The organism is Microbacterium ureisolvens (assembly GCF_015278315.1).
In the GTDB taxonomy this organism is placed as follows: domain Bacteria; phylum Actinomycetota; class Actinomycetes; order Actinomycetales; family Microbacteriaceae; genus Microbacterium; species Microbacterium ureisolvens.
This window is the reverse complement of the sequence record NZ_JADIJE010000002.1, coordinates 41,008-61,199: the sequence shown is the minus strand read 5'-3', so window position 1 is coordinate 61,199 and position 20,192 is coordinate 41,008. Positions and strand designations below refer to the sequence as shown.

General features: G+C 72.3%; 20 protein-coding genes. 10 read left to right on the top strand and 10 right to left on the bottom strand.

Translation table 11 applies throughout. The features are described 5' to 3' along the window. Positions 1-3: 3 nt before the first annotated feature. The 5 genes from IM767_RS02615 to IM767_RS02595 all read right to left on the bottom strand — a co-directional run bounded on the left by IM767_RS02615 (position 4) and on the right by IM767_RS02595 (position 5,148). Complete coding sequence (locus IM767_RS02615) at positions 4-1,362, bottom strand: alpha-hydroxy-acid oxidizing protein (protein ID WP_109208909.1); 1,359 nt, start codon at positions 1,360-1,362, stop codon at positions 4-6. Between the two features lie 46 nt (positions 1,363-1,408). Beyond that, a complete protein-coding gene (locus IM767_RS02610) occupies positions 1,409-2,287 on the bottom strand; it encodes a putative periplasmic lipoprotein (protein WP_239453132.1) in 879 nt (292 codons plus the stop codon). A gap of 98 nt (positions 2,288-2,385) precedes the next feature. Continuing rightward, positions 2,386-3,519, bottom strand: coding sequence for an o-succinylbenzoate synthase (gene menC / locus IM767_RS02605; RefSeq protein WP_109208908.1), 1,134 nt, complete (start codon positions 3,517-3,519; stop codon positions 2,386-2,388). A gap of 302 nt (positions 3,520-3,821) precedes the next feature. Continuing rightward, on the bottom strand, positions 3,822-3,986 hold the full coding sequence (locus IM767_RS02600; protein ID WP_162564198.1) for a hypothetical protein: 165 nt from the start codon (positions 3,984-3,986) through the stop codon (positions 3,822-3,824). A 244-nt stretch (positions 3,987-4,230) separates the two neighbouring features. After that, the gene (locus IM767_RS02595) at positions 4,231-5,148 is read right to left on the bottom strand and encodes a cyclase family protein (protein WP_109208907.1); all 918 of its coding nucleotides are present in this window, start codon (positions 5,146-5,148) and stop codon (positions 4,231-4,233) included. Positions 5,149-5,313: 165 nt separating this feature from the next. Here IM767_RS02595 and IM767_RS02590 point away from each other — a divergent pair, with 165 nt between their 5' ends. Beyond that, complete coding sequence (locus IM767_RS02590; protein ID WP_109208906.1) at positions 5,314-6,120, top strand: SDR family oxidoreductase; 807 nt, start codon at positions 5,314-5,316, stop codon at positions 6,118-6,120. 2 nt (positions 6,121-6,122) lie between these two features. After that, the gene (locus IM767_RS02585) at positions 6,123-6,326 is read left to right on the top strand and encodes a hypothetical protein (protein ID WP_239453130.1); all 204 of its coding nucleotides are present in this window, start codon (positions 6,123-6,125) and stop codon (positions 6,324-6,326) included. 209 nt (positions 6,327-6,535) lie between these two features. Here the strand turns inward: IM767_RS02585 and IM767_RS02580 are convergent, their stop codons facing one another. Beyond that, positions 6,536-7,249 (bottom strand): GNAT family N-acetyltransferase, encoded by a 714-nt coding sequence (locus IM767_RS02580; RefSeq protein ID WP_109208904.1) that lies wholly within the window; start codon positions 7,247-7,249, stop codon positions 6,536-6,538. 145 nt (positions 7,250-7,394) lie between these two features. Here IM767_RS02580 and IM767_RS02575 point away from each other — a divergent pair, with 145 nt between their 5' ends. The 4 genes from IM767_RS02575 to IM767_RS02560 all read left to right on the top strand — a co-directional run bounded on the left by IM767_RS02575 (position 7,395) and on the right by IM767_RS02560 (position 12,135). Then, positions 7,395-8,795, top strand: a complete 1,401-nt coding sequence (locus IM767_RS02575) for an MFS transporter (protein ID WP_109208903.1) — start codon at positions 7,395-7,397, stop codon at positions 8,793-8,795. A 102-nt stretch (positions 8,796-8,897) separates the two neighbouring features. Then, positions 8,898-10,007, top strand: coding sequence for a glycosyltransferase family 4 protein (locus IM767_RS02570; protein ID WP_239453128.1), 1,110 nt, complete (start codon positions 8,898-8,900; stop codon positions 10,005-10,007). After that, positions 10,004-11,122, top strand: coding sequence for a glycosyltransferase (locus IM767_RS02565; protein WP_109208902.1), 1,119 nt, complete (start codon positions 10,004-10,006; stop codon positions 11,120-11,122). The genes IM767_RS02570 and IM767_RS02565 overlap by 4 nt, the downstream gene beginning before the upstream one ends. Further along, positions 11,119-12,135 (top strand): glycosyltransferase, encoded by a 1,017-nt coding sequence (locus IM767_RS02560; RefSeq protein WP_109208901.1) that lies wholly within the window; start codon positions 11,119-11,121, stop codon positions 12,133-12,135. The genes IM767_RS02565 and IM767_RS02560 overlap by 4 nt, the downstream gene beginning before the upstream one ends. Positions 12,136-12,171: 36 nt before the next feature. Here IM767_RS02560 and IM767_RS02555 read toward each other — a convergent pair whose 3' ends face one another. After that, positions 12,172-13,434: an FAD-dependent oxidoreductase gene (locus tag IM767_RS02555; RefSeq protein ID WP_109208900.1), complete on the bottom strand. Its 1,263-nt coding sequence runs from the start codon at positions 13,432-13,434 to the stop codon at positions 12,172-12,174. 114 nt (positions 13,435-13,548) lie between these two features. Between IM767_RS02555 and IM767_RS02550 the strand changes: the two genes are divergently transcribed. After that, positions 13,549-15,168: a peptide MFS transporter gene (locus tag IM767_RS02550; RefSeq protein WP_275426012.1), complete on the top strand. Its 1,620-nt coding sequence runs from the start codon at positions 13,549-13,551 to the stop codon at positions 15,166-15,168. 119 nt (positions 15,169-15,287) lie between these two features. Here the strand turns inward: IM767_RS02550 and IM767_RS02545 are convergent, their stop codons facing one another. Together IM767_RS02545 and IM767_RS02540 are read right to left on the bottom strand one after the other, a co-directional pair. Further along, a complete protein-coding gene (locus IM767_RS02545; protein WP_109208899.1) occupies positions 15,288-16,205 on the bottom strand; it encodes an oxidoreductase in 918 nt (305 codons plus the stop codon). Between the two features lie 168 nt (positions 16,206-16,373). Beyond that, the gene (locus IM767_RS02540) at positions 16,374-17,585 is read right to left on the bottom strand and encodes an MFS transporter (RefSeq protein WP_109208898.1); all 1,212 of its coding nucleotides are present in this window, start codon (positions 17,583-17,585) and stop codon (positions 16,374-16,376) included. 78 nt (positions 17,586-17,663) lie between these two features. Between IM767_RS02540 and IM767_RS02535 the strand changes: the two genes are divergently transcribed. Genes IM767_RS02535 through IM767_RS02525 form a run of 3 tightly spaced genes read left to right on the top strand, consistent with a single transcriptional unit; the run spans position 17,664 to position 19,287 of the window. Next, on the top strand, positions 17,664-18,047 hold the full coding sequence (locus IM767_RS02535; protein WP_109208897.1) for a MerR family transcriptional regulator: 384 nt from the start codon (positions 17,664-17,666) through the stop codon (positions 18,045-18,047). Between the two features lie 46 nt (positions 18,048-18,093). Next, entirely contained in the window at positions 18,094-18,966 is an 873-nt protein-coding gene (purU, locus tag IM767_RS02530; RefSeq protein WP_109208896.1) for a formyltetrahydrofolate deformylase, read from the top strand. Between the two features lie 27 nt (positions 18,967-18,993). Then, positions 18,994-19,287, top strand: coding sequence for a hypothetical protein (locus tag IM767_RS02525; protein WP_109208895.1), 294 nt, complete (start codon positions 18,994-18,996; stop codon positions 19,285-19,287). Here the strand turns inward: IM767_RS02525 and IM767_RS02520 are convergent. Continuing rightward, positions 19,284-20,099 carry an IclR family transcriptional regulator domain-containing protein gene (locus IM767_RS02520; protein ID WP_239453126.1) on the bottom strand — a complete coding sequence of 272 codons (816 nt, stop codon included), beginning with the start codon at positions 20,097-20,099 and terminating at the stop codon, positions 19,284-19,286. The two genes, IM767_RS02525 and IM767_RS02520, sit on opposite strands and share 4 nt — an antisense overlap. Positions 20,100-20,192: the final 93 nt, after the last annotated feature.

Sequence of the window (20,192 nt, the reverse complement as noted above, 5' to 3'; positions counted from 1 at the left end):
GGATCACACCGGGCGGAGTGCCTCCCGGCCGACCTCCGCGACGGACGTGTGACCCGAGAGCCCGAGGGTGATGTCGAACTCGGCCAGCACGTTGCGCACCACCTCGCGCACCCCCGCCTCGCCGGCGATGCCGAGACCGTACGCGTACGGGCGGCCCAGCGCGACGGCGGTCGCGCCCAGCGCGAGCGCGATGAGCACGTCGGCCCCCTGACGCACGCCCGAGTCGAACACGATCGGCACACGGCCCGCGACCCGCTCGGCGATCGTGGGCAGCACGTCGAGCGTCGGCACCGACTGGTCGATCTGCCGGCCGCCGTGGTTCGAGATCCAGATGCCGTCGACGCCCGCATCCAGCGCGCGGATGGCGTCGTCGGGGTGCACGATGCCCTTCAGCAGGATCGGCAGCGACGTCCACTGACGGGCCTTGGCGAGGTCGTCCCACGTCAGCGCCGGCGTCGAGAACACGTCGAGGAACGTCTCCACCGCCGCGCGCGGCAGCGGCGAGCGCAGGTTGTCGCGCACGCTCTTCGAGCCGGTGAGCGCTGCGCCCTTCCGCGCGATGCCGAGCCCCGCGCGCACCGCCTTCGGGGTGACCTTGACCGGCGGTGCGGGGGCGGCCGCGGCATCCGTCCCCTCCCCACCTTCCGAGCGTGCCGACGCACGCTCGCGCACGAGCTGCTGGAAGACGGGATCGCTGGTGTACTGCGCGATGCCCATCGCGCGGGTGAACGGCAGATACGCCAGGTCGAGATCCCGTGTGCGCCAGCCGAGCAGGTGCGTGTCGAGGGTGACGACGACGGCTTCGCACCCGGATGCCTCGGCCCGGCGCAGCAGCGAGGCGTTCAGCTCGTCGGAGGCCGACCAGTAGAGCTGGAAGAGCCGAGACCCGCCGGGCGCGGCCTCGGCGACGGCCTCCATCGGGAAGGACGCCTGGTTCGAGAGCGTGTAGGGGACGCCGAGCGATGCCGCAGCCCGCGCCACCGCGAGATCGGCGTCGCCGTGCGCCATCTCCATCACCCCGAGAGGGGCGAGCAGCAGCGGCGTCGCGCGACGCACGCCGAGGAAGTCGATCGACAGGTCGCGAGACGACACGTCGCGGAGGGGGCGGGGCCAGATCTGCAATCGACCGAACGCCGCGCGGTTCGCGGCTGTCGTGCGCTCGGCACCGGCGCCGCCGGCGATGTACGCGAACGCCTCCGCGCTGAGCGCCTTGCGCGCGACGGATTCGAGCTCGTCGACGTCGACGGGCACGCGCGGCCGGGTGCCGCTGATGCCGGCGCGGTAGATCTCGGACTGGGTCCGGCGGGAGATGCCGCGCGATGCGGCGGCGGGGTCTTCGGGAGCGACGCTGCTCTGGGCCATGCGGCCCAGCCTACGCAGGAGCACGGGCGTGCCGAGCCCACCGGGGTCAGGTGCCGAAGCCGCACCACTCGGCGACCCACGTCAGCATGTCGCCGCGCATCTCCTCCCCCACGAACAGCTCGAACTCGCCTTCCTCTCCGTCGAGCTCCACCCGCACGTCGAAGAGCGTGCCGCGCTTGTCCTCCTGCACCGCATGGGGATCGCACCGGAAGGGGACGAGCGGGAGGTCGACGACCGCGGCATCGGTGTCGCCGGGCCGCACCGCGAGGCCGAGCGGGTACAGATCCTCCTCCGGAGGCACCCCCGCGAACGACAGCAGGTTGGTGCCCTCCACCCCGATCACGGTGACCGTGCCCTCGCCGGTCGGCGTGACGGTGAGCTCGAGCGTCGCGGGCTGCCCCGGTGCGGACGGCTCGAACCCGGTGAACGCGAGGGTCGCGGCATCCGTCACCCGCTCCAGCACGCAGTCGCGGACGTGCATGTCGGCGACGAAGCCGAGCAGGTCGGGAGCGGATGCCGTCACCTCGGCGCTGCCGGAATCGGAGACGAGCTCGAGAACCGCCGTACCCTCGCCGTCGTCGGGTGCGGAACAGTCCGCAGCGGGCAGCTGGATGCGGATGTCGACCGTCACACCAGCGGGGATGGTGCTCACGCGATCGGCGAACACCCGGGTCGCCGGGCCGTCGAACCGTGGATCCTCGACGCGCACGTCCCCGACCGTGATGGGCTCGTCGGATCCGTTGGTCACCCGCAGCTGCGCCTGACGCGGCGCCACGTCGGCCCGCAGCTGGGCGACGGCGACGGTGACACCCGCGGGCAGGGTCGGCGTGGGTTCGGGCGCGGGCGTCGCCGCAGCGCACCCGGCGAGCAGCAGCACGCCGGCGAGCACCGTCGCAGTGGCGACCGTTGCGTGCCGTCGCGGCACCCCCGAACTCCACGGACCGAGTGCCGGGGCCGGCCGCAGAGCGGCGTGGCGCGGCATCCGCCCTCCGTTTCGGTGGAGTTCCGCGCGCCGGTGCATCGCTACCGCGTCAGCGTCTCGCGGGCGACGGTGAAGTCCTCGAGCGCGACGGGGTCGATCTCGACGCCGAGGCCGTGGCCGAGCGGCACGCGCACGTGGCCGTCCTCGAGCACTGCGGGCTCGGTCACGATGTCGCGCGTGTAGAAGCGGCTGGACGCCGACACGTCGCCGGGCAGCGTGAATCCGGGGAGTGCGGCGAGCGCGGCGTTGGCCGCGCGTCCGATCCCGGTCTCGAGCATGCCGCCGCACCACACCGGCACGCCGGCCGCGAGGCAGCGGTCGTGGATGCGCACCGCCTCGAGGTAGCCGCCGACCCGCCCGGCCTTGATGTTGATGACGGATGCCGAGCCCAGCGCGAGCGCGTCGGCAGCCGCCTTGTCCGACACGATGGATTCGTCCAGGCACACCGGTGTCCGCAGGCGCCGGGCGAGGGTGGCGTGATCGACGAGGTCGTCCTCCTGGAGCGGCTGCTCGATGAGGAGCAGGTCGAAGCGGTCGAGCTCGGCCAGGGTGTCGGCATCCGCCATCGTGAACGCCGAGTTCGCGTCGACCTGCAGCGGGATGCCGCCGAAGGCGTCGCGCACGGCGGCCGTGTCGTCGACGTCGCGACCGGGCTTGATCTTGATCTTGATGCGCACGTAGCCCTCGTCGAGGTATCCGCGCGCGGCGTCGACGAGAGCGGCGGGGTCGCGCTGGATGCCCACCGACACGCCGCTCGGCACCCGGTCGCGCACCGCGCCGGCGTACTCGCCGAAGCTTCGGCCCTCCGCGCGGAGGGCGGCGTCGAGCACCGCGAGCTCGAGTCCGGCCTTGGCCATGCGGTGCCCCTTGAACGGCTCGAGCACGCCGGCGACCTCCTCGGGCGCGAGGCGTTGCCGGTCGAGGAGGGCGGGCGCGAGGAACCGCAGCGCCACGTCCCACGCGCCCTGCGTGTACTCGCTGGAGTACAGCGGGTCGGCCTGCGTGACGACCTCGCCCCAGCCCTCGCCGTCCGAGGTCAGCGCCCGGACGGCGATGACCTCGCGCACCGTCTCGGTGCCGAACGACGTCGTGAACGGGGCGACGAGGGGCAGATGCAGCACGCGCAGCTCGAAGCCTTCGAGAGCGACGGGCGCGGCGGGCCGGGCGATGGGCATGCGCTCAGCGTACGCCCGAGGTTGTGCGCCGCGAGCCGGAGGTCGGTGCGCGCCGTGGCGAGCCGCGCGCCAGTCGGCGGGAGCCCGGGGCCCGTCGGCGCGGTCGGCGGGAGCCAGGGGTCGACGACCGAAAACCTGGCCCGTCACCACAACACGCCGGAAACGGATGCCGCGCCCCGGCGCGCCGCGTCACCGGCCAGGTTTTCGGCACCGGGTGGGCGGCCGGGCGAGCGGTCGGCGGGTCGCGTCGAGCGACCGAGTCGGGTCCGCCGTGAGCAGCGGCGATCCGCGCTCGGGCTGGGTCAGTGGGCGAAGCGCGCCGTGGCGAGGTCTCGACGCACGGGCACGTACGTCGACCGCGCGCGGCGCGGCCGGCGGCGGCGCGGCTCGGCGGGCGCGCTGTGGGTCGCTGTCCCCCGCATGGCGTCGCCCATGGCGACGATCAGAGTCTCGATGTGCTCGCGCATGGCTCCTCCTCGTTCCCTTGAGAAGAGCGGCGGGCGTGTGCGCTGATACGTCCGTCTATCTGCCGCTCACGGTACGCGGGGGTTCCGACATTCCGGCCCCGGGCAGGGCCGGCGAGACGCGGAGATCCCGACACCGCAGGCCCCATGCGAGAACCGGAGCGGGACGCCTGTCTGCGTGCCCGCGAGCGTCGCCGGGAATGGGTCGGCCCGGGGCCTTCACACCCGCACGCGCGGCCGGGCCGGGTCAGGCGGGGAGCTCGGCGAAGGCGCGCACGGGGAACGTGCCGAACCCCTCGACCGCGGGCGGTGCCGAGGTGAACCGCGCGCCGCGCGGCGGTAGCTGCCCGAGGTTCGTGAGGTGCTCGACGACGTGCACACCGGCGCCGAGCAGCAGCGTGTGGGCGGGCCGCTCGCCGCCCGACTCCGTGTCGTCGATGTTCACCGAATCGATGCCGACCAGGACCGCTCCCCCGTCGATGAGCCACTGCGCGGCGTCGCCGGTGAGGAACGGCGCCCCCGTGCCGTACTCCGGCTGCCCGAACCAGCGGTCCCATCCGGTGTGCAGCAGGACGGCGGCGCCGCGCACGTCGCGATCGGCGAGCGTCTTGGGACGGATGCCGCGACGCGAGGCGTCCCACGCGTCCTCGAGGTGGAACACCTCGGCGCGGAGTCCGACGAGCGTGGCCAGGTCGAGTCCTGCCAGGTCGCTGCCCTCGGCGTAGCGGTGGAAGGGCGAATCGAGGTAGGTGCCGGTGTTGCCGATCATCGTGATGACGTCCATCGCGAACTCGGTGCCCCGCGCGTAGCGCGCACGCGAGTCCTCGCGCGTGAGGTGCGGCGTGATGGTGGGGGCGGGCAGCCCCGGGTAAGTCACGAGACCCGCTCGGATCGGGTGGCTGAGGTCGACGACCCGACCCCCCGCGTCAGAGCCCGCCGGCACGTCTACGCCCCGACTGCCGCGGTGTGCCTCTTCGACGATGCGCAGGCCGCGCAGCTCGACCTCGTCCACGAGAGCGAGGCCGAGGTGGGTGATCAGCAGGCGCGCGATCTCGTCCTCCGAGGCATCGGCAGAGGGCAGGTCGAGGCGGAAGCCCGTACCCGACAGCCCTCCCCCGTTGGCGAAGCGCATGTCGAAGTCGAAGTGGGCGCGGTACTCGGGCATGCCGGTCAGCCTAGGGGGCGGCATCCGTCCCGCCCGACCGGATGACGACAATGGCAGGCGATCCGGGGGAAGCGGCAGGAATGCTTCGGCCCGGGCATTCTCCGAATCGCAGGGTGCGAGCGCAACCCCGTCCCCGCCGGCCCGCCGCGCTCCTAGCGTCGAGGCATGGACACCTTCGACTTCGCCCCACGAACCGCGATCGTGACAGCTTCCGACTCGGGCATCGGACAGGCGACGGCGATCGCCCTCGCCGAGGCGGGCCTCGACGTCGGCATCACGTGGCACAGCGATGAGGAAGGCGCCGAGAAGACGGCGGCCGCCGTGCGCGAGCGCGGCCGCCGGGCCGAGGTGACGCGATTCGACGCCACCGACCTCGAGAGCGTCGCCGGCACGATCGATGAGCTCGTCGAGCGCCTGGGCGGCCTCGACGTCTTCGTCAACAACGCCGGCGGCGGATCCGGCGGGCCGTTCCTCGAGGTCTCGCTCGAGGACTGGCGCCAGATCGTCGCGCTCAACCTCGACGGCGCGTTCGCGGGACTGCAGGCTGCCGCGCGGCACCTGGTGCGTGCCGGCAAGGGTGGCCGTCTCATCGCGATCACGAGCGTGCACGAGACACAGCCCCGCGTCGGCTCGGCCGCCTACGTCGCGGCGAAGCACGGGCTCGGCGGTCTCATCCAGACGATGGCGCAGGAGCTCGGCGAGCACGCGATCACCGTGAACGCGGTCGCCCCGGGCGAGATCGCCACGCCCCTGACCGACCAGGATCCCGAGGATGCCGAGCGCACGCGCCGCCCGGGCATCCCCCTCGGGCGACCGGGCAAGCCGGATGAGATCGCAGCGGTCGTGGCGTTCCTCGCGTCGCCGGCGTCGAGCTACGTGACCGGCGCCAGCTGGAGCGTCGACGGCGGCATGCTGCAGATGGGCCCGCAGGCGGGCTCGCACCTCAAGAGCGACGACTGGCGGAAGGGATGACGATGAGCCACGACGACACCACCGACGGCACAGGCATGACCGACGAGGAGAAGCGGCGCGACCAGCTGACCTCGGCGCCCGACGCCGTCGAGTCCGACGCCGATCCCCGCATCGACGTCACGCACCGCGACGGCGTCACCCGCATCGACATCCGAGACGACGCGGACGTCCGGCCGGGCGACCCCACGAAGGATCCGCAGGAGTAGGGGCCGGCGCGCCCCAGGTATCGGCGGGGTGGGGCGCGTTTCGTCTCGCTCGCCGGCGCTCAACGACCGGGCCCGGGGTCGCCGGCGCTCGCCGACCGGGGCCGGGCCAGCGTCGTCACCGGCGGGTGCGGGATGGGGTCGCCGGAGCTCGCGGGCGGTGCGGGGTGGCCGGTCGTTGAGCGAGCGGGGAACGAGCGAGACGAAACCCGTCAGGGCCGGACGAAAAGGTACCCACGCGCGTCGTCGAAGCCGCCGATCGCGAGGCCGTCGGCCACGTGGCCGAGAACGGCATCGCGCACCCGGAGGCGCCAGGCCGCGGCATCCGTCGGCGCTTCGCGACGCATCGTCTCGATGTCGTGCGGGATCTCGACCGACGCCACGACGCGATCGTCGTCGGGCGTCGGCGCGGGCGGAGCGGCGAGCGCCCACGACACCATGATGCGGTCGGTCTCGTCGCCGCGGTTGACGCCGTCGTCCATGGGTCCGTAGTGGTTGACGAGGTACTCGGTCACACGCGTGCCGAGCACCCGCAGGTTGAAGTGGGCGTTGCGGGCGACGAGCGGGTCGAAGGTCCAGGTGATGTGGCCCACGCCGCGGGCGAGCGCCCACTCCTGCTGGTGGCGCTTCAGCACCCGGCCGAGCCCCTGCGACCGCTGGTCGGCGAGCACACCGGTGATGTGGCTGTGCATCGAGCGGGCCGACGGCTCGGCGAAGAACGCGACGGATGCCCCGACCATGCGCTCCTCGTCGTACAGGCCGACCGCGTAGTTGCCGGCGTGGGCGAGTGCGCGCAGCAGGTTCGGCGGCATGCCGCCCCTGTCGCCGCCCCAGACCTCGGCGAGCACGGCCGACGCGCGATGCACCTCCTCGACCGTGTCGAGGAAGCGGATGTCGATGCCGGGCGGGGTCGGGGTCTCGGCCATGCGTTCACGGTACTCCGCCGCTCGCGCCTTTCGTCTCGCGCGTTCCCCGCTCGCTCGACGGTCGGCAGAGCCTGGTGCCTGCGGGCCCCGATAGCCTGAAGCGATGGGTACGGGTGACGAGGACGCGAGAAGAAGACTCACCCGGATGCCTCGCCAGGGCGCGATCGTCGCGGTCCTGGCGATCGCGGGGCTCGCGTCGTCGTTCATGTTCACGCTGGTCGTGCCGATCCAGTCCAAGCTCCCCGAGCTGCTGAACGCCAGCCGCGAAGACACCGCGTGGGTCGTGACCTCGACGCTCCTCGCCGCCGCGGTGATGACGCCGATCGCCGGCCGGCTCGGCGACATGTACGGGAAGCGCCGCATCGTGCTGGTGCTGCTCGCGCTGTTGGTGCTGGGCTCGGTCATCGCGGCGGCATCCCCCGGCATCGTCGGGGTGATCATCGGCCGCACGCTGCAGGGTGCGGTCACCGGCGTCATCCCGCTCGGCATCTCGATCCTGCGCGACGTGCTCCACGAGGACCGGGTGGATGCCGCGATCGCCCTGATCAGCGCGACGCTCGGCGTGGGCGGCGCGCTCGGACTGCCGATCAGCGCCCTCATCACCGAGCGCAGCGACTGGCACGTGCTCTTCTGGGTCGCCGCCGGGCTCGGCGCGATCGTGTTCGCCCTCGTGCTGTGGATCGTGCCCGTGAGCGCGCTGCGCACCGGCGGGCGCTTCGACTACCTCGGCACCCTCGGCCTGGCGGTCGGCCTCGTCGGGGTGCTGCTCGCGGTCTCGCGGGGCAACGAGTGGGGCTGGACCTCCCCCGCCGTGCTCGTCTGCGGCCTCGGCGGTCTCGCGGTACTGCTCCTGTGGGGCTGGTATGAGCTGCGCACCGACGACCCGCTGCTGGATCTGCGGGTCGCCGCACGGCGCCCGGTGCTGCTGACGAACCTCGCCTCGATCGCCTTCGGGTTCTCGCTCTTCGCCTCGAACGTCGTCTACCCGCAGATGCTGGAGCTGCCCGCGGCGGTGGGCGGCTTCGGCCTGTCGCTCGTGGCCGCGAGCCTCGTCGTCATGCCGGCGGGCCTGGTGATGATGGTGCTCTCGCCGTTCTCGGGCCAGCTCGCCCGCACGGTGGGCCCGAAGCTGCTGCTGGTGCTGGGCGCGATGGCGCTCGTGGTCACCTACGGCTTCACCCTCCTGTTCTCGAGCGAGGTGTGGCAGATCCTCGTCGCCAACATCGGGATCGGCTTCGGCATCGGCTTCGGCTACGCGGCCATGCCGATGCTCATCATGCGCTCGGTGCCGCAGTCCGAGACCGGCGCCTCGAACGGCCTCAACGCCCTCTTCCGCTCGCTCGGCACGAGCACCGCCGCCGCCGTGGTCGGCGCGGTGCTGGCCACCTTCGCGATCGACCTGGACGGGGTGTCGGTCCCCGAGCCGGCCGCGTTCCAGGTCTCGTTCCTGCTCGGCGGCGGGGCGGCCGTGATCGCCCTCGTGGTGGCGCTGTTCATCCCGCGACACCACGCGCCGCAGGAGCGGCATCCGTCCCTCCGGGAGTGATCCGGCGCCGCACGCCTTGCGCGGGGGAAGCGCGGTTGTCAACCCCGGTCCGGGAAGCGTCGGGCGCGCCTACGGTGTGGTTCTCCCGGAAGCAGGACCCGCATGACCACACCCGACCCGATCGACGACGCCCGCGCGGCGCCGCTGCGAGTCGCGATGATGGCGCCGATCGCGTGGCGGACGCCGCCCGTGCACTACGGACCGTGGGAGCAGGTGGCCTCGACGCTGGCCGAGGGCCTGGTCGCCCGCGGCGTCGACGTGACGCTGTTCGCGACCGCCGATTCGGTGACGACGGCGCGGCTGGACGCGGTCGCGCCCCACGGCTACGCGGAGGATCCCGCGATGGACGGGCGCGTCTGGGAGGCGCTGCACGTGGCGCACGTGCTGGCGCGGTCCGGCGACTTCGACCTCGTCCACAGCCACCTCGACTGGCTGCCTCTCGCCTTCGGCGAGCTGTGGCGCGCGCCGCTGGTCACCACGGTGCACGGATTCTCGGGTCCCGGCATCCTGCCGGCGTACCGTCGCGCATCGTCGGCGCTGGTCGCGATCTCGGCCGCGGACCGCTCGCCCGACCTGCCCTACGCCGCCACCATCGGGCACGGCCTCGACCTCGACGCGTTCCCCGCAGGACCGGGCGGCGACGACCTGCTCGTCTTCGGCCGCATCCATCCCGACAAGGGCGTCGCCGACGCCATCGAGATCGCCCGCCGTGCGGGTCGACGTCTCCTCATCGCCGGCATCGTCCATGACGAGGAGTACTTCCGGCAGCGGGTGGAGCCCCACATCGACGGCGAGCGGGTGGTCCACCTCGGCCCGGTCGGCGCCGTGGATCGCCCGGGCGTCCTCGGCTCGGTGGCGGCGCTGCTGCACCCGATCCACTTCGACGAGCCGTTCGGCCTGTCCGTGATCGAGGCCATGGCCTGCGGCACGCCGGTGGTCGCCTACGCGCGCGGCGCGCTTCCGGAAGTGGTCGACGAGGGCGTCACCGGATGCCTCGTCCCGCCCGCCGACGGCATCGCAGGAGCCGTCGCCGCCGTGGGGCGTGCGATCGCCCTCGACCGCCGGACCGTACGCGATCGCGCACGCGACCGCTTCAGTGCCGACCGCATGGTCGACGCCTACCTCGAGCTGTACCGCGGGCTGCTGGCCGCGGCATCCGACCCTCGCCGAACCCGCCACGACACCGGCTTCGCGAAGGAGATGACGAGATGACCCGGTTCGGCTTCCTTTCCACCTACCCGCCCACGCGCTGCGGGCTGGCCACCTTCAGCCGCTCGCTGGCCGCGGCGATGTGCGGACCGCAGGACCCGGCGGTGATCGTGCGCGTGCTCCAGGACGGGGACGCGGCCGATGACCCGCGCATCACACCGCCCGTCGACGCCGCCGTTCCGCGGGACGACCCCGCCGCCGCGGCCGAGGCCCTCGCCGGCTGCGACGTCGTGATCGCACAGCACGAGTACGGCATCTACGGCGGTCCCGACGGCATCGACGTGCTCGAGACCATCGCACGACTGCGATCCGCGGTGATCGTGGTGCTGCACACCGTGCTTCCCGCCCCCAGCGGGCCGCAGCGCGACATCATCGTGCGACTGGGTGCCCTCGCATCGGTGCTGGTGGTGATGACCACGCACGCGCGCGACACGCTCCTGCGCGAGTACGACGTCGATCCGCGTCGCGTGGCGCTCATCCCGCACGGCGTGCCGGTGCCGCAGGCGGGCGCCGCCCCCCACGCGGGCGCCCTGCCGCGCATCGCCACGTGGGGCCTGATCTCTCCCGGGAAGGGGCTCGATCGCGGCATCCGCGCCCTGTCCCTGCTGCGCGAACAGGGGTTGCGTGCCGAGTACGTCATCGCCGGCCAGACGCACCCGAAGGTGCTCGCGCACGACGGCGAGCGCTACCGCGACTCGCTGCAGGGACTGTCGCGGGCGCTCGGCGTCGAGTCGGACGTGCACTTCGTCGACCGCTACCTGGACGACGCCGAGCTGGACGAGCTGCGCGGCTCGGCGGACGTCGTACTGCTGCCGTACGAGTCGCAGGAGCAGGCGACGTCGGGAGTGCTCGTCGAGGCCGTCGCCTCGGGCGTGCCGGTCGTCGCGACCGCGTTCCCGCACGCCGTCGAGCTGCTCGACGGACGCTCGGGCATCGCGGTCCCGCACGACGATCTCGCGGCCATGGCCGCGGCGCTGCGGCGCACCCTGGACGCCGCTCGCGGGCCGCGGCGGATGACGCGGCCGGCCGCCGCCGGAGGACTCGGCCTGCCCTGGCCGGAGGTGGCCGCGCGCTACGCGGCCCTTGCGGCCCGGCTGCGCGCCGAGCGGGCCGCGTGAGCGCACCGCTGCCGCTCGCGCATCTCGCAGCCCTCACCGACGACCGCGGGATCTTCGAGCACGCGTCGAGAGCGTCCCCGCGACGCGAACACGGCTACTGCCTGGACGACGCCGCGCGTGCCCTGATCGTGACCGTGCGCGAAGACGGCTCGACCATCGCAGGCCGGCTCACCGAGACGTATCTGACCTTCGTCGACCACGCCGTCGTCCCCGACGGACGCGCGCGGAACCGGATGGACATCGACGGACGCTGGCGCGATGCGCCCGCGCGCGGTGACTGGTGGGGGCGCGCCCTGCACGGACTCGCCGTCGCGGCGACCATGTCCGGCGACGAGCACGTGCGCCGGCGCGCGCACGCGGTGTTCGAGCGGGCGGCACGAGCCTCCGGACCCGGGCTGTCGCTGCGCACCGCCGCGTTCGCCGCGCTCGGCGCGGCGGCAGTGCTCGAGGCCGACCCGCGTTCGGCCGCCGCCCGTCGTGTGCTCGATGACGCCAGGCCGGTGCTCACCGCGCCGGCGCACCCCGGCTGGTGCTGGCCCGAGGACCGCCTGCACTACGCGAACGGCTCCCTTCCTGACGCCCTGCTCGCGGCGGGGACCGCACGTGGCGAGCGCGACCTCATCCGGCGCGGACTGGAACTCCTCGACTTTCTTCTCGCACGCGAAACGCGCGACGGCCACCTCTCACCGACGCCCGTCGGCGGCCGCGGGCCCTTCGACGCCGCTCCGGCATTCGACCAGCAGCCGCTCGAGGCCGCCGCGATCGCCGACGCCGCGCTGCGCGCGCGCACGGTCACCGGTCAAGAGCGCTGGCAGCGCGAGGTCCGCCGCGCGTGGGCGTGGTTCGAAGGCGACAACGACGTCGGCGTCGCGCTGTTCGATCCGGTCACCGGCGCCGGCTACGACGGACTGACCCCGACGGGCCGAAACGACAATCGCGGTGCCGAGTCGACGATCAGCGCACTCGCCACTCTGCAGCGGGCGCGGGTGCTGGAGGGTGCGTCCGTCGTGTGAGGGACGTCAGCGGCCGGCCGGTTCAGCGGCCGGGGTTCAGCCGCCGGGCGCACGCAGCGACGCGAGGCGCGGTGAGTCCGGGCCGAGGCGCTCGGCGACCGCGACGGCCGAGCGGATCGCGCTCTCGTGGGAGTCCGCGTCGGCGGTGTACAGCCCCGCGAGCGACACGCCGTGCTGCCCCTGCAGCGGGCGCAGCCGTCGTTGCGCATCGAAGTAGTCGGTGTCGATGAGTCCGTGCTCGTAGGTCGCCGTGGCGTACAGCGGCCGCGGCAGGTCCTCGTCGTAGGTCACCCAGCTCTTGAACACATCTGCCCCGCGCGACGGGTTCCAGACCGACAGCGCGCTGTGCGCGGCATCCGTCCGCACGTTCACGACCGACCACGCGGACCGATCTCGCGGCATGAGGCGTCGATCCCCGTGGATCGCGATCGTGGTGTCGAAGTACCGGAATCGCCTCAGCTGTCGCGTCGTCTCTGCGAGCTCCGGCAGCGGTGCCAGCAGGTCGTGCGCCTGGCGCGCGTTGCACGCCAGCACGAGATGGTCGAACGGATGCCGCGACCCGGCGGCCTCGACCAGCAGCGTGCCGTCGGCATCCCGGGTGACGGCGTCGACGCCGGAGCCCGTGTGCAGCGTCGTCCGCCCCAGCGAGGCGACGAGGGCGTCCACGTAGGCGCGGAGTCCGCCCGGGATCTCGCACTGGTCGGGCGGCCGCAGGCCGCGAGGCAGATTCGCACCCAGGTAGTACAGGGCGTTGTAGGCCGCGAACCGCCGGAACTCGTCGAGGTCGACGCACCAGAACGCGAGCAGCAGAGGGAAGAGGAAGTCGTCGACGAACGCCTTGGGCAGCCCCTCGCGCTCGACGTACTCGGCGATCGTCACTGTCGTGTCGTGCTGGGCGAGGAACGCCGGCAGACGCGACAGGAACGCGCGGAAACGCAGCAGGTGGGCGATCGCCCGAGGTGTGAGAGAGGCCCATACCAGCCGGCCGCGCCGGAACGGCGGCATCGCCACCGGACGCGTGCCGTCGATGCGCGAGACGGTGAGCGTCGCCGGATAGGTCGTGCGCGGAACGCCGAGTTCGTCGAGGAGCCGGTTGAACGTCGCGTAGGCGGCGCTGCGGGCGAAGAACTGGAAGCCGGCGTCCACTCGGAGCGCCCGGCCGTCGACCTCGACGTCGACGGTGTGCGCGTGGCCGCCGAGGCGGTCGTCCCTCTCGAACAGCGTGACCTCGTGATCCCGCTCCAGCAGCCAGGCGCTCGCGAGCCCCGCGGCGCCGCCGCCGATGATGCCGATCCGCATGTGTGCGCCGTCCTGTGAGCCCCTGGCTCACACTAACGCCCGAGCGCGGGGGGCTATCGCGCCCGCGAGCCCGTCGCTAGCCTGACCACACACCGGGGGCGACGGAGGCTGGCCATGGACGGGCGGGAACAAGGCGATCAGGGGAGCGATCCGACGCGGGGCGAGAACAGGCCGGAGCAGGTGCCGGTCGGTCCGCCGGACGGCGCCACCGCCGCGGCCGACGCCACGAGGACGGGCACGCTGGCCGCCCGCAGCGGCACCGACGCCGCCGGCACGACGGCCCCCGACGACGGCGCCGACCACGACGCGAGGTTCTTCGGGCAGCCCTGGGCGCTCGCGCACATCTTCGGGGTGGAGATGTGGGAGCGGTTCAGCTTCTACGGCATGCAGGGCATCCTGCTCATCTACATGTACTACTCCGTGTCGGAGGGCGGCCTCGGGATCCCGGAGGCGACCGCGACCGGCATCGTCGGCGCCTACGGCGGCACCGTCTACCTGTCGACCATCCTCGGCGCCTGGGTGGCCGACCGCCTGCTCGGCTCGGAGCGCGTGCTCTTCTACAGCGCCTGGGTCATCATGGCCGGGCACATCGCCCTGGCCCTGCTCCCCAGCGTGTGGGGGCTGGGGGTCGGGCTCGTCCTCGTCGCCGTCGGTTCGGGCGGGCTGAAAGCCAACGCCACGGCCGTCGTCGGGACGCTGTACTCCGCGAAGGACCCGCGCCGCGACGCCGGGTTCTCGCTCTTCTACCTCGGCATCAACCTCGGTGCGTTCCTCGGACCGATCGTGACCGGCTTCCTGCAGAGCAACGTCGGCTTCCACTGGGGCTTCGGCGCGGCGGCGATCGGCATGGCGATCGGCCTCACCCAGTACTCGTTCGGCCGCAAGCAGCTGCCCGCCTCATCCCGCGTCGTCGCGAACCCGCTCCCGGCGAACCGCCGCGGGATGATGATCGGGATCGGCATCGCCGGCCTGCTGCTCATCGTCGTGCTCGTGCTCACCGGCGTGATCCGCGCCGACAATCTCGCGGGCATCGTGATCCTCGTGACGCTCGGCGCGGCGATCGCCTACTTCTCGGTGATCATCTCGTCGCGCGCGATCACCGGCGACGACCGCTCGCGGGTGATCGGCTTCATCCCGCTGTTCATCGTGAACGTGGGGTTCTGGTCGCTCTACCAGCAGCAGTTCACGGTGCTCACGATCTACTCCGACAAGCAGCTCGACCGCACGATCTTCGGCTGGGAGATGCCGGTGTCGTGGGTGAACTCGATCAACCCGATCTTCGTCATCATCCTCTCCGGCGTGTTCGCCGCGATCTGGACCAAGCTCGGCGATCGTGCGCCGTCGGCGCCCGTCAAGTTCGCGCTCGGCGCGATGATCATGGGCGTCGCATTCCTGCTGTTCCTCCCCTGGGCCAACGGCGCCCCGAACTCGACGCCGCTGCTGGCGATCGTCATGATCCTGTTCGTCTTCACGATCGCCGAGCTCTTCATCTCCCCGCCGGGCCTCTCGGTCACGACGAAGCTCGCACCGCAGCGGTTCCACACCCAGATGGTGGCGCTGTACTTCCTCTCCATCGCCCTCGGCACGGCGATCGCCGGCTGGCTCGCGCAGTTCTACAACCCCGAGGACGAGATCCCGTACTTCACGATCCTCGGCGGCATCGCGATCGTGCTGGGACTCGCGCTGCTCGCGTCCGTGAAGCCGGTGCTGAAGCTCATGCGGGGCGTGCGATAGGGATGGCGGATGCCGCGGCCCGCGGCATCCGCCATCGAACCAAGGGATCGCCGCAGGGAAGGGGCCGAAGTGGCCACAACGTCACTGTCGATTCCAGCCGGCCTTCAGTGGATGAACAATCAAAGTGAGATCGGCACGCTCGTCTCGGCCTCGGAGAACGCCCACAGCTTCTCTATCGCCCGGCGGCGGCCGAGCCGCAGCACCGGCACCCGTACAGCTCGGCCCGTGTTCATCCACCGCGGTCCGTAGAACTGGCCGCCGCGGGCGGAGGGGTCGGTCGCGGCTCGGATCTGCGGCATCGCGCCCTCGCTCGCGGGCATGCCCCGTCGCGCCGCCGTGCCCGCGAAGAAGGCCGCCATCCGTCCACCGCCCCCCTCGCGGACCGTGCGGGTCTGAAGGTCGGTGTGCGAGAGGCCGGGGTGGGCGATGAGGCTCTGCGCGCGGACCCCCGCGTCGCGGAATCGTGCGTCGAGGCCCAGTCCGAAGTGGTAATTGGCGAGCTTGGCGTTGCCGTAGACGAGCCACGGCTGATACTTGCCTCGGCGATAGGGATTGTCGAGGTCGATCGCGCGCCCGAAGTGATGTGCTGTCGAGGTCACCGTCACGACCCGGGCCGCGGGAGCCGCGAGGATCGACGGGAGCAGCAGCGCGGTCAAGGTCCAGTGGCCGAGATGGTCGATGCCCAGCTGCATCTCGTAGCCGTCCTCCGTCGTGCGCTCGGGCATCGCCATGACACCGGCGTTGTTCACGAGGATGTCGATCGACGGATGCGTCGCCGCGATGTGCTCCGCAGCCCGCTTGACCGATGCCTGGGATCCGAGGTCGAGCTCGACCAGCTCGAGCGAGGGGCCCGGTGTCTCGGCGCGTATCTGCTCGAGCGCTTCGGCACCCTTCTCCAGGTCGCGGACGGCCGACACGACGTGCGCGCCCTTGGCGGCGAACGCCTTCGCGGTCTCGAGTCCGAGTCCCCCGTTCGCACCCGTGACGACGGCCACGCGGCCGTGCAGGTCGGGGATCGAGTCGCGCGTGTAGACCATGGTCCTCAGGCTACGACTCGGTGCCCAGGCGCGTGCGGTTCCTGCTGCGCGGGCAGGAGCTCGGGCGCCGGCCCCACGCGCCCGACGACGCCGACGAGCTCATCGATCCCGTCGAAAGTCATGCGCCTCGAGCGGCGGTCGGGGTGGACCGACGCGGCGTCGCCCCACTCAGCCCGCCCGCCGCGCGCTGAGCCCCGCGCCGAGGGCCGTCAGGACCGCCGCGACCAGCACCACGACCGCGGCGACCGCCATGTTCGCCGTCGGCCCGTAGGTCGCGGTGAGCTGGCCGCCCGCCCACGATCCGCCGGCGATCCCGACGTTGAAGAGCACCACGATCGATGCGCTCGCGAGGTCGCGGAGGCGATCGGATGCCGCGCGCATGAGCGCCGTCTGGATCAGCGGGAACATCGCCCCCGTGCCGGCTCCCCACAGTGCCAGTGCGACGATGACGACGGGCGTGACGTGAGGGAGCACGGCGAGGGCGGCGTAGGCGGCGACGAACACCAGCAGCGATGCGGTCAGCGCCGTCCGGGGGAACCGGTCGGCGAGCGGGCCCGCCACGACGACGCCGAGGATGCCGGCGGCGCCGTAGACGAACAGCAGCGCACTCGCCCAGCCGTCGGCGATGCCGGCGGACTCGGCGAGGTAGGGGCGGATGTAGACGAAGGCGAGGAACTGCGCCAGGCCGATGAGCAGGCCCGCGAAGCCGTAGGCGAGGAGCGGCGGGATGCTCCGATCGTGCCGGAGCGGTGCCCGCTCCCCGGCGGGGAGCGGCACCACGACCGAGCGCGGAAGCCGGCGGAAGACGACGGCCGCGAGCACCAGCATCCCGATCCCCATCACCGCGAACGAGACGCGCCAGCTGGTGAGCTGCGCCAGCGCCGTGGCCGTCGGAAGACCGAGCACCGTGGCCGCCGTGCCACCACCGGTGACCAGCGCGAGACCGCGGCCGAGCTGCGCGCCCGAGAGCAGCGAGGTGGCGTAGACGATGACGATCGCCCAGAAGACGCCGTGCGCGAGAGCCGCCACGACCCGCGTGGCGAAGGCCACCTCGTAGCTCGGCGCGAACGCCGTCGCGATGTTGGCGACGGCGAACAACGCGAGCGAGACCGCGACGACGACGCGGCGGTCGATCCGCCGCGTCGCCCGGGTGAGCGGGATGCTCGAGGCGATCACCACGATCGCCCACACCGAGACGAGCAGGCCGATGCGCAGCGGATCGACCCCGAGGTCGGCGGCCATCTCGGGCATGAGTCCGGCCGGCAGGGATTCGGCCGTGACGGTGACGAAGACGCCGAGCGAGAGCAGCAGGAGCGCGCCGAGCGGGAAGCGCGCGACGGAGGAATCGGGGAGGGTGACGGATGCCGTGGACGAGGTCATGGAGCGAGGCTAAACTTTGACATCAATGTCAATGTCAAGCTTCGGCGCGACACACATCGACACGGAGGACGGAACGGCATGAAGATCGGCGAACTCTCCCAGCGCACCGGCATCCCGGCGCGCATGCTGCGCTACTACGAGGAGCAGGGGCTGCTGGCCTCCGAGCGGTCGGCGAACGGCTATCGCGCGTACGACGAGGCCGACGTGGATCGCGCCGCGCGCGCCCGCGGCCTCGTGCAGGCGGGGCTGTCGACCCGCCTCGCGAAAGTGGTGCTCGACGTCGAGCGCCAGTGTGCGATGGAGCGGCCGACATGCTCGCGCGAACTCGCCGAGATGCTGGCCACAGAGCTCTCCGCGCTCGACGACCGGCTCGCGTGCCTCACCAAGAGCCGCGATGCGGTGGCGCGGTATCTCGACCTCACGCGCAACGGCGACCTGGTGCGCGTCGCGGACTCCGCGTGACGGCATCCGTCATTCCGGCCCCTCGCCGACAGGGCAGAATCGAACAATGGCCGCGCCCCAGCTGAACCCCGATCACGCCTGCCTCATCGTCCACGGGAGCGACCGCCCGGGCATCGTCGCCGCCGTCTCGGCGATGATCACGCGCATCGGCGGGAACATCGTGGCCTTCGACCAGTACTCCGACGACCCGACCGGTGGGGCGTACTTCCAGCGGGTCGTGTTCCATCGCCCCGGCTTCGCAGCCGACCGCCCGCACATCGAGGACGAGATCGCCGAGACCCTCACGGGCTTCGAGCTCGAGTGGTCGCTCACCGACCAGTCGACCCCGAAGCGCATGGCGATCCTCTCGTCCCAGCAGGATCACTGCCTGCTCGACCTGCTGTGGCGCCACCGCCGGGGCGACCTGCCGGTGACGGTTCCCATGGTGATCTCGAACCACACCACCTCGGCCGAGGACGTCCGCTCGTTCGGCGTGCCGTTCTTCCACGTGCCCGGTGTGCCCGGCCCCGACAAGTCGGTCTCCGAGGCGAAGATCCTCGAGCTGCTGAAGGGCAACGTCGACTTCGTCGTCCTCGCCCGCTACATGCAGATCCTCTCCGGCGACTTCCTCGCGCAGCTGGGGGTGCCGGTGATCAACATCCACCACTCGTTCCTGCCGGCCTTCATCGGCGCCGAGCCGTACAAGAAGGCCAAGCAGCGCGGCGTCAAGCTGATCGGCGCCACCTCGCACTACGTCACCGACGACCTCGACGAGGGCCCGATCATCGAGCAGGACACCGTCCGGGTCACCCACGCCGACTCCGCCGCGGAGCTCGCTCGTCGGGGCGCCGACGTCGAGCGCCAGGTGCTCTCGCGCGCGGTGCTGTGGCACGCCCAGGACCGCGTCATCCGCCACGGCAACCACACGATCGTCTTCTGAGGCGGCGGCGCCTGCCAGGATGAGCGCATGACGCGCAATCCCTGGGCGGTCGCCCTCTGGGCGACCGGCGGGCTGTCGCTGGTGATCGCCTTCATGCTGACCGTGGTCACGTGGCAGCTCGTCGACAACGAGACCTACGATGTCGCCGGGGTGGCCTCGATCGAGGGGTGGGTCCGCCTGCTGGTCGCGATCGCCGCGGCCGCGTTCACCGGAGCCGTCGTCCTCAGCGGCGTGCAGCGAATGCTGCGTCTCGGCACCGGCCCCCTCGCCGGCACCGGTCGCACGGCGGTACCCGGCTACCCCGACAAGACCGCCCGCTAGACGAGGCGCAGCTCCGCGTCGATCGCCGCCGCGGTGCGCTGCAGCGGCGGCAGGTACCGCTCCACCACGTGGTCGACGGAGTCGCGCGTCGCGCTCGTCGACACGTTCACCGCGGCCACGACCTCACCGCGGCGGTCGTGCAGCGGCACAGCGACCGACCGCAGCCCGGGCTCGAGCTCGCCGTCGACGAGCGCCCACCCCCGCTCCTCCACACGCGCCAGCTCCGCCCGCAGCTCGCCCCGATCGGTGACGGTGCGCTGGGTGAGGGACGGGAGAGCGGATGCCGCGAGCACCGCGTCGCGCGCGGCATCCGGCATCCCGGCCAGCAGCACACGACCCATCGACGTCGCGAACGCCGGGAACCGCGTGCCGATGGTGATGCGGACGCTCATGATGCGCCGCGTCGGGACGCGGGCGATGTAGACGATGTCGCCGCCGTCGAGGACGGCCGCCGAGACGCTCTCATCGACCTCGCGCGACAGCCGCTCGAGGTGCGGCTGCACGATCTCGGGGATCGACAGCGCGGAGAGGTAGCTGAACCCCAGCTCGAGCACGCGCGGGGTCAGCGCGAACGTTCTTCCAATCCCCGAGTCTGCCGAAGGGCGCACATAGCCCAGCTCCTCGAGCGTGCGGAGGAAGCGGCCGGCCGCGGCGCGGGTGATGTCGGCGCGCCGGGCGACCTCGCTCAGCGTGAGCTCGGGATGCTCCGCGTCGAACGCCCGGATCACGGCGAGCCCGCGTGCCAGGGACTGCACGGTGTCGTTGCCCTTCACCACGACGCCGTCGTCGTCACGTCGCGCGTCGTCGGTCACCGGCTCACCCTACCGACCCGCCGTGCTCCGACAGCGCCGATAGCGCCTACGGCACGCTCCCGGCTTCGCCGAGGGCGCCAGCGCCAGCGCCAG

What these genes read in the sequence shown, in the direction of transcription:
- IM767_RS02575 (WP_109208903.1), top strand. Translation starts at nt 7,395, where the DNA reads ATGCCTCGCCAGGGCGCGATCGTCGCGGTCCTGGCGATCGCGGGGCTC.
- IM767_RS02525 (WP_109208895.1), top strand. Translation starts at nt 18,994, where the DNA reads ATGACGCGCAATCCCTGGGCGGTCGCCCTCTGGGCGACCGGCGGGCTG.
- IM767_RS02595 (WP_109208907.1), bottom strand. Translation starts at nt 5,148, where the DNA reads ATGCCCGAGTACCGCGCCCACTTCGACTTCGACATGCGCTTCGCCAAC.
- IM767_RS02585 (WP_239453130.1), top strand. Translation starts at nt 6,123, where the DNA reads ATGAGCCACGACGACACCACCGACGGCACAGGCATGACCGACGAGGAG.
- IM767_RS02565 (WP_109208902.1), top strand. Translation starts at nt 10,004, where the DNA reads ATGACCCGGTTCGGCTTCCTTTCCACCTACCCGCCCACGCGCTGCGGG.
- IM767_RS02545 (WP_109208899.1), bottom strand. Translation starts at nt 16,205, where the DNA reads ATGGTCTACACGCGCGACTCGATCCCCGACCTGCACGGCCGCGTGGCC.
- IM767_RS02600 (WP_162564198.1), bottom strand. Translation starts at nt 3,986, where the DNA reads ATGCGCGAGCACATCGAGACTCTGATCGTCGCCATGGGCGACGCCATG.
- IM767_RS02550 (WP_275426012.1), top strand. Translation starts at nt 13,549, where the DNA reads ATGGACGGGCGGGAACAAGGCGATCAGGGGAGCGATCCGACGCGGGGC.
- IM767_RS02570 (WP_239453128.1), top strand. Translation starts at nt 8,898, where the DNA reads ATGACCACACCCGACCCGATCGACGACGCCCGCGCGGCGCCGCTGCGA.
- IM767_RS02580 (WP_109208904.1), bottom strand. Translation starts at nt 7,249, where the DNA reads ATGGCCGAGACCCCGACCCCGCCCGGCATCGACATCCGCTTCCTCGAC.
- IM767_RS02590 (WP_109208906.1), top strand. Translation starts at nt 5,314, where the DNA reads ATGGACACCTTCGACTTCGCCCCACGAACCGCGATCGTGACAGCTTCC.
- IM767_RS02555 (WP_109208900.1), bottom strand. Translation starts at nt 13,434, where the DNA reads ATGCGGATCGGCATCATCGGCGGCGGCGCCGCGGGGCTCGCGAGCGCC.
- IM767_RS02540 (WP_109208898.1), bottom strand. Translation starts at nt 17,585, where the DNA reads ATGACCTCGTCCACGGCATCCGTCACCCTCCCCGATTCCTCCGTCGCG.
- IM767_RS02535 (WP_109208897.1), top strand. Translation starts at nt 17,664, where the DNA reads ATGAAGATCGGCGAACTCTCCCAGCGCACCGGCATCCCGGCGCGCATG.
- menC (WP_109208908.1), bottom strand. Translation starts at nt 3,519, where the DNA reads ATGCCCATCGCCCGGCCCGCCGCGCCCGTCGCTCTCGAAGGCTTCGAG.
- IM767_RS02615 (WP_109208909.1), bottom strand. Translation starts at nt 1,362, where the DNA reads ATGGCCCAGAGCAGCGTCGCTCCCGAAGACCCCGCCGCCGCATCGCGC.
- purU (WP_109208896.1), top strand. Translation starts at nt 18,094, where the DNA reads ATGGCCGCGCCCCAGCTGAACCCCGATCACGCCTGCCTCATCGTCCAC.